The 7,789-nt window shown below is 68.5% G+C and carries 7 protein-coding genes; 4 read left to right on the forward strand and 3 right to left on the reverse strand.

Annotated elements, in window-relative coordinates; all coding sequences use genetic code 11:
- The coding region (gene aroC / locus RDU12_RS04075; protein ID WP_308684141.1) for a chorismate synthase at window positions 1-746 on the forward strand (746 nt) is incomplete at its 5' end.
- Here the strand turns inward: aroC and RDU12_RS04080 are convergent.
- The gene (locus RDU12_RS04080; protein WP_300289663.1) at window positions 743-1,528 is read right to left on the reverse strand and encodes a LytTR family DNA-binding domain-containing protein; all 786 of its coding nucleotides are present in this window, start codon (window positions 1,526-1,528) and stop codon (window positions 743-745) included. The two genes, aroC and RDU12_RS04080, sit on opposite strands and share 4 nt — an antisense overlap.
- Before the next feature lie 91 nt (window positions 1,529-1,619).
- Here RDU12_RS04080 and RDU12_RS04085 point away from each other — a divergent pair, with 91 nt between their 5' ends.
- From RDU12_RS04085 to RDU12_RS04095, 3 genes are all read left to right on the forward strand, one after another.
- Entirely contained in the window at window positions 1,620-2,999 is a 1,380-nt protein-coding gene (locus tag RDU12_RS04085) for a S9 family peptidase (RefSeq protein ID WP_300289662.1), read from the forward strand.
- A 114-nt stretch (window positions 3,000-3,113) separates the two neighbouring features.
- Entirely contained in the window at window positions 3,114-3,809 is a 696-nt protein-coding gene (locus RDU12_RS04090; RefSeq protein ID WP_300289661.1) for a pirin family protein, read from the forward strand.
- A gap of 61 nt (window positions 3,810-3,870) precedes the next feature.
- On the forward strand, window positions 3,871-4,245 hold the full coding sequence (locus RDU12_RS04095; RefSeq protein WP_300289660.1) for a glyoxalase superfamily protein: 375 nt from the start codon (window positions 3,871-3,873) through the stop codon (window positions 4,243-4,245).
- Window positions 4,246-4,386: 141 nt separating this feature from the next.
- Here the strand turns inward: RDU12_RS04095 and lon are convergent, their stop codons facing one another.
- Together lon and RDU12_RS04105 are read right to left on the reverse strand one after the other, a co-directional pair.
- Window positions 4,387-6,792 carry an endopeptidase La gene (gene lon / locus RDU12_RS04100; RefSeq protein WP_308684142.1) on the reverse strand — a complete coding sequence of 802 codons (2,406 nt, stop codon included), beginning with the start codon at window positions 6,790-6,792 and terminating at the stop codon, window positions 4,387-4,389.
- A gap of 417 nt (window positions 6,793-7,209) precedes the next feature.
- Window positions 7,210-7,789, reverse strand: a 580-nt coding sequence (locus tag RDU12_RS04105; protein ID WP_308684143.1) for an AAA family ATPase, incomplete at its 5' end; no start/stop codon positions are given.

Consider the following 7,789-nt stretch of genomic DNA (forward strand, 5'->3'; position numbering starts at 1 on the left):
CCTACCAGGCCAAATACGGCGTCCGCGACCATCGCGGCGGCGGCCGCTCCTCCGCCCGCGAGACGGCGCTGCGGGTGGCGGCGGGCGCGGTGGCGCGGAAGATCCTCGGCGACGGCGTTCGCATCCGCGCCGGCGTGGTCCAGCTGGGCCCGCACCGGATCGCGCCCGAGGCGGTCGACTTTGACGCCGTCTACGACAACCCGCTGTTCGCGGCGTCCCCAACGGTCGTGCCGGCGTGGGAGGCGTATCTGGACGGCGTCCGCAAGGCCGGCTCCTCCATCGGCGCGGTGGTGGCGCTGGAGGTCACCGGCGTCCCCGCCGGCTGGGGCGCGCCGGTCTACGGCAAGATCGACGCCGAACTGGCCGCGGCGCTGATGTCGATCAATGCCGTCAAGGGCGTCGAAATCGGCGCCGGCTTCGGCGCGGCCGAACTGTCCGGTGAAGAGAACGCCGACCAGATGCGGCTGGGTGAGGACGGGCGGCCGGTGTTCCTGTCCAACCATGCCGGCGGCGTGCTGGGCGGCATTTCGACGGGCCAGCCGGTGACCGCCCGCGTCGCCTTCAAGCCCACCTCCTCCATCCTGACCCCGGGCCGGACGATCACCCGCGACGGAACCGAGACCGAGGTCGCCACCCGGGGCCGCCACGACCCCTGCGTCGCCCTGCGCGGCGTGCCGGTGGTCGAGGCCATGGCGGCCTGCGTGCTGGCTGACGCGATGCTGAGGCACCGGGCGCAGGTTGGCTAGAACCAGCCGGCCTCCTTCAGAACGGCCCGATAGGTTCGACTTACCGGCGCCGTGTGACCGCCGCTCAGACTGATCTCCCCCCGGCCGCGCCGCCAGCGCACCGCCTTGACCGCATCGGCCGCCACCCACCATGAGCGGTGGATGCGCCAGCCGTGGGCGCCGGCCAGCTCGTCCAGGGCGTCCGCGAAACGCAGGGTGACCAGCTCCACGCCGGCGTCCGTATGAACCTTCAGATAGTGATCATGCGCCTCGATCGCGATCAGCCGCGCGCCGCGACGCTTCGCCGACAGCCGTCGCCGGAACGTCGCCTCGGCCTCGGGCAAGGGCGGCGCGATCAGGGTTCTGGTCTCGATCCGCACGGCCTGACGTCGCCAGACAAGGGACCGCACCGCCATCACCGCCAGCACGATCGGCCAGACCTGCCAGAGCAGGTTCAGCCATGCCGGCCAGCCGAACGGCTGGCTCATCAGGACAGTCTGGGTGGTCAGAACCAGCAGGGTCGCCGGCGGTGTCATCAGCACCGACACCGCCGCCACGCGGCGCCAGGCCGAAGGAAGGCGGCGGCTGAGCAGGGCGTCCAGCCCGATCCCGATAACCCCGCCGCCGACGATACAGATCAGCCAGTAGCCGTAGAGGACCGCGACGGGGAGGTGCTCGGAATCGAACGGACCGAGGAAGCCCATCAACAGGCCCATGGCGGCAAGGATCGCGAGGTCGATAGTCCACCGACGCAGGGCCGTCGCCTGTTTCAATCCGCCGCCCATCCCGTCCCGTTCGCGCATTCCTGGCGCCGTTCGCGAAGAACGGCCTAGCGACCTGCTGCGCGGCGGGCAATGGCGTTGGGCAGGCATCCACTCTCTGATCGGACCATCCGTGTCGCCCTCACCGTTCGCTCCCGTCCTGGCCGTCGCCCTGTCCCTGCTCGCCCTCCCCGCCCTGGCCCAGGCGCCTGGCGCTGATGTGGACGCGCGACCCGATCCGGCCGTGGCCTGCCATGTCGGCGTCTACACGCTGGAGGACGGCAGCTGGGTGGATGTCGCCCCGCTGGAGACCTTCGGTCTCAGGTGGCGGCGCCTCGACGGATCGACGGGGAAGATGACCGTGGACGCCGAAGGTCGCTGGACCAGCACCCTGGGCTGGACCGACCGTGTCGAAGGTCCGCAGCCCGGGCTGGGCCGGTGCGAAGAGGGGCGCATGGAGTTCGAGGGACAGGCCGGGGCCCTGGCGGCGCTCGATGTGCGGGAGACGACGTTCACCGGACAGGGCGGCGCCCGCCTGAACGGACGGCTGTTGCTTCCGCCGGGCGACAGCGTCGTGCCCATCATGGTGGAGGTCCACGGGTCCGAGGGGGCCAATGCGCTCGACTTCAACCCCTATCAGCGGTTCGCCCCGGCGTCCGGTGTCGGCGTCTTCGTCTACGCAAAGCGCGGCTCCGGCGGGTCGGAAGGGGTCTACACCCAGGACTTCCGCATCCTCGCGCAAGACGCCGCGGCGGCCGTCGTCGAAGCCCGTCGGCTGGCCGGCGCCCGTGCGGGGCGGGTCGGCCTTCACGGCTCCAGCCAGGGCGGCTGGGTGGCCCCGCTGGCCGCCAGCCAGACGCCCGTGGATTTTGTCATCGTCGGCTTCGGCCTGGCCTATGGTGTCCTCTCCGAGGACAGCGACCAGGTGATGCAGGACTTGAGGGCCAGGGGCTGGGGGCCCGACGTCCTCGCCCGGGCCCGCGAAATCACTGACGTCACCGGCGCCTTCGTCGCCTCCCATGGCGCCGTCGGCTTTGAAGGGCTTGATGCAGTTCGCGCCCGCTATCGCGCCGAACCCTGGTTCGCCGACATTCGGGGAGAATTCACCGGCCTGCTGCTCAACGCCCCGAACGACCAGATCACCGCCATGGCGTCCCGGCTCGAGCATGGCCCCTCGTGGGACTACGACCCTCTCCCCGTGCTGAGCGCCCTGGAGACTCCGATGTTGTGGATCCAGGCCGAGAAGGACACCGGCGCGCCGCCGGACGCCACCCGCCAGCGGCTGATCGACCTGGCCGGCCGGGGCCGGCCGGTCACCCTGCTGGAATTTCCGGAGACCGATCACGGGATCGTCCGGTTCGAGACCGCCCCCGACGGCGGCCGCACGGCGCTGGGTTACGCGTCCGGCTATTTCCAGGCCCTCCTCGACTGGGCGCGAACAGGCCGGCTGAACGGGGCCTATGGCGATGGCCGGCTTCTGGCGCGGCCGTCGCCGGCCCGGGTCCTGCCCTGAGCGCGGGTCAGACACGCCGGCGGCCACGCCCCCTCTTTCCGCCACCAACACTGTTACCTATATGGCCTCCGACCGGCGCGCCACAGGATGCGCGCCCCAGACGGGAGACCCCTCATGATCGACGTCCGCCCCTTCTCCAGCCTCGGCGGCGCGAACCACGGCTGGCTGAACGCCAAACACCATTTCTCCTTCGCCAACTACTACGACCCGTCCCGCATGGGCTGGGGCCGGCTGCGCGTCTGGAACGACGACGAGATCGCCGCCAAGTCGGGCTTTCCGCCCCACCCCCACGCCGACATGGAGATCATCACCTATGTCCGCACCGGGGCCATCACCCACGAGGACTCGATGGGCAACAAGGGCCGCACCGGGGCCGGCGACGTCCAGGTGATGAGCGCCGGGACCGGCGTGCGCCACTCCGAGTTCAACCTCGAGGACGAGACCACCACCCTGTTCCAGATCTGGATCGAGACCGACAAGCCCGGCGCCAAACCCGGCTGGGGCGCAAAGGCCTTCCCGAAAGCCGATCGCACCGGGCGGTTCTCGGTGCTGGCCTCGGGCGAGGACGCCGACGACGCCCTGACCATCAATGCCGACGCGAAGGTGCTCGGCGCCACGCTGAACGCCGGCGAAAGCCTGACCTACAGCCTGGCCGAGGGCCGCCGCGCCTATCTGGTGCCCGCTGTCGGCGCGGTCGAGGTCAATGGCGTGCCCCTGAACGCCCGCGACGGCGCGGCCATCAAGGACGTGCCTGAGATCACCATCACGGCTAAGGCCGACGCCGAACTGGTGATGGTCGACAGCCTCTGACCCCTGTTCTCCGCGACGGCGCCGGGTGTAGCATCCGGCGCCGCCGCTCCGGAGAGCCGCCATGCCCGCCCGTTTCACCCAGACCTGCCATGTCCTCGCCGTCCCCGACGTCGAGGCGTCCGCGCGCCATTACATCGACGCCCTAGGGTTCGAATCGCTGGACATCCCGGCCCCGGGCTGGCGCTTCGTGCAGCGCGGGCCGGTCCGGTTCGATCTCGGCGAATGCCGGGACGCCCGGCCCGCCCACGAACTGGGCGACCATTCGTGGGTGGCGCGCATCTTCGTCGAGGGCATCGACGCCTACCACGACGAGATCGCGTCCCGCGGCGCCCGGATCACCTCCGGCCCGGCGACCAAACCCTGGGGTCTGCGCGAGATGAGCGTCGCCACACCCGACGGGCACCGACTGATGTTCTGCGAAGTGGTCGAGCGGTAGGATGTCGTCGCTGTCGCGGATGTCGACGATGTCCCGAGCTCGATTGTAACGGGTGTCTCGCCCGAAATGTATCGGTCGGCGGCCACTCACCAGGGATAGAAAAACCCCGCCCGGATCGCTCCGGGCGGGGTCTTTTTCTGGTCAGTGGGTGGCGACCACCGTGCCGGGGTCCTGCACCGGCGGGGGCGGCGGCAGGGGGTCCGTGGCCTCGTCCCATTCGACCGGCGTCAGTTCGCCCGTCAGGGCCCACTTCAGCGCCTCGTCGGCGGTCTTGATCGGAATGATCTCCAGCGCGCCCTTCACATTATCGGGCACGTCGGCGAGGTCCTTCTCGTTCTCCTCGGGGATCAGCACCGTCTTGATGCCCGCGCGCAGGGCCGCCAGCAGCTTCTCCTTCAAGCCGCCGATGGCGGTGACCCGGCCGCGCAGGGTGATCTCGCCGGTCATGGCGATGTCCTTGCGGATCGGTATGCCGGTCAGGACCGAGACCATGGCGACCGTCATGGCCACGCCCGCCGAGGGACCGTCCTTGGGCGTGGCGCCGTCGGGCACGTGGACGTGGATGTCGGTCTTCTCGAACATCGGCGGCTTGACCCCGATGCTGAGCGAGCGGGCCCGGACGTAGGAGGCGGCGGCGGAGATCGACTCCTTCATCACCTCCTTCAGATTGCCGGTCACGGTCATGCGGCCGCGGCCCGGCATCTTGATCGCCTCGATGGTCAGGATGTCGCCGCCGAACTCGGTCCAGGCCAGGCCGGTGACGATGCCGACCTGATCCTCCTCGTCCGTCTCGCCGTAGCGATATTTCCGCACCCCCGCGTATTCGGCCAGCTTGGCCGCGTCGACGGTGATCGACAGCAGCTTCTCGCGGGCCATCTCGCGCACCGCCTTGCGGGCCAGGCCGCCCAGCGCCCGTTCCAGTGAACGAACCCCGGCTTCGCGGGTGTAGTAGCGGATAAGGTCGCGGATGCTGTCATCCGGCACCACGAACTCGGCCGGCGTCAGGCCGTTGTCGGTGGTCACCTTGGGCAGGACGTGACGCTTGGCGATCTCGACCTTCTCGTCCTCGGTGTAGCCCGACACCCGGATGATCTCCATCCGGTCCATCAGCGGCTGCGGCATGTTCAGGCTGTTGGCCGTGGTCACGAACATGACGTTGGACAGGTCGTAGTCGACCTCGAGGTAGTGGTCGCCGAACGCGTTGTTCTGGGCCGGATCCAGCACCTCCAGCAGGGCCGAGGACGGGTCCCCGCGCCAGTCGGCGCCCAGCTTGTCGATCTCGTCCAGCAGGATGAAGGCGTTGGTGGTCTTCACCTTCTTCATCGACTGGATGATCTTGCCCGGCATCGAGCCGATATAGGTCCGGCGGTGGCCGCGGATCTCGGCCTCGTCGCGCACCCCGCCCAGCGACATGCGGATGTATTCCCGCCCGGTGGCCTTGGCGATCGACTTGGCCAGCGAGGTCTTGCCGACGCCCGGAGGGCCGACGAGGCACAGGATCGGCCCCTTCAGGCTGTTGGTGCGCGCCTGGACGGCCAGGTATTCGATGATCCGTTCCTTGACCTTCTCCAGACCGTAGTGGTCCTCCTCGAGGATGGCCTCGGCCTTGTTCAGATCGATCGGCTTGGTCTTGGCCTTGCCCCACGGGATCGACAGCAGCCAGTCGAGGTAGTTCCGCACCACCGTCGACTCGGCCGACATCGGGCTCATGTTGCGCAGCTTCTTGACCTCGGCCTCGGCCTTGACCCGGGCTTCCCTGGACAGGCGCGTCTTACGGATGCGCTTCTCCAGCTCCATGATCTCGTCACGGGCGTCGGTCTCGCCCAGCTCGCGCTGGATCGCCTTCATCTGCTCGTTGAGATAATATTCCCGCTGGGTCTTCTCCATCTGGCGCTTCACGCGCGAGCGGATCTTCTTCTCGACCTGAAGGACCGAGATCTCGCCCTCCATCAGGCCGTAGACCTTCTCCAGCCGCGCCGGCACGGAGATGGTCTCCAGCAGGCCCTGCTTGTCGGCGATCTTGACCGACAGATGGGCCGCGACCGAGTCCGACAGCTTGGACGGGTCCGTGATCTGGGGGATGGAGCTGAGGGCCTCGGGCGGCACCTTCTTGTTCAGCTTCACATAGTTTTCGAACTGCTCGATCACCGCGCGAAGCAGGGCTTCCGACTGCGACGGCTCTCCCGGATCATCGGCGATCTCGACGGCCTCGGCCTCGAAATAGTCGGTGCGGTCGGTGAATTTGGTCAGGCGCGCGCGGCTCTTGCCCTCGACCAGCACCTTGACGGTGCCGTCCGGCAGTTTGAGCAGCTGCAGCACCGTGGCCAGCACGCCGGTCGGATAGATGGCGTCGGCCTGCGGATCGTCGTCGACGCTGTTCTTCTGGGTGGCGAGCAGGATCTGCTTCTCGCCCTTCATGATCTCGTCGAGCGCCTTGACGGACTTCTCGCGGCCCACGAACAGCGGCACGACCATGTGCGGAAAGACGACGATGTCTCTCAGCGGCAGGACGGGCAGGATCTTGGTCTTGTTCTCGGTCTCGGACATGATGCGTACTTCCTTGGGCCCTCGTTGATCTCAGACCCGCCAGGCCGACGTGCGGAGCGACCGTGCCCCGCCGTATCGACTCGGCCCGCCGTTCGGCGGTCTTCAACAGAGTATGTGGTTCGGATCGCGCGGGGTTCAAGCGTCGCGGGCAGGCGCCGCCAGTTTCCATCCACAAGCGCTCAAGCTGCATGATTTGGATCGCCGAACGGGCCCGCGCCGCACGGACGCTTCGTTCCGCGGCTGCGATCCCGGAAATCCGTCCTTCTTCCGCCTGTGGCGCTGCGGCATCAGGGCGAGCGCCACGCAAACCTGGCCCAGCCTGGCCGTTCAGCGAGGGCAATCCGGGCGACGCCGGCTCCAGGCGCGAAAAAGGGCGGGTCCGCGCAGGACCCGCCCTCGTTTCGTCTTGCCCCGTCGTCAGGCGGCGCTGTCGGGCGTCGCGGACTTCTTGGACTTGGTTTCCGCATAGATCAGCAGGGGCTGGGCCTTGCCCTCGATCACCTCGGCGTTGACCACGACCTCCTCGACGCCCTCGAAGGTGGGCAGTTCGAACATGGTCTCCAGCAGGATGCCTTCCAGGATGGAACGCAGGCCGCGCGCGCCGGTCTTGCGGGTGATGGCCTTCTTGGCCACCGCGATCAGGGCGTCGTCGGTGAACGTCAGATCGACATTCTCCATCTCGAACAGACGCTTGTACTGCTTGACCAGGGCGTTCTTGGGCTCGGTCAGAATGGTGACCAGGGCTTCCTCGTCGAGGTCCTCCAGCGTCGCCAGAACGGGCAGACGGCCGATGAACTCGGGGATCAGGCCGAACCGCATCAGATCGTCCGGCTCGACGCCCTTGAGGATGTCGCCGGTGCGGCGCTCGTCAATCTCCTTGACCTTGGCGCCGAAGCCGATCGAGGCCCCGTCGCCGCGCGCCGCGATGACCTTCTCGAGGCCGGCGAAGGCGCCGCCGACGATGAACAGGATGTTGGCCGTGTCGACCTGCAGGAAC

This window comes from Brevundimonas sp. (assembly GCF_031082345.1).
GTDB lineage: Bacteria > Pseudomonadota > Alphaproteobacteria > Caulobacterales > Caulobacteraceae > Brevundimonas.

Coding starts and splice junctions, on each gene's coding strand:
- RDU12_RS04080 (WP_300289663.1), bottom strand. CDS start 1,528: ATGCGCGAACGGGACGGGATGGGCGGCGGATTGAAACAGGCGACGGCC.
- RDU12_RS04090 (WP_300289661.1), top strand. CDS start 3,114: ATGATCGACGTCCGCCCCTTCTCCAGCCTCGGCGGCGCGAACCACGGC.
- RDU12_RS04095 (WP_300289660.1), top strand. CDS start 3,871: ATGCCCGCCCGTTTCACCCAGACCTGCCATGTCCTCGCCGTCCCCGAC.
- lon (WP_308684142.1), bottom strand. CDS start 6,792: ATGTCCGAGACCGAGAACAAGACCAAGATCCTGCCCGTCCTGCCGCTG.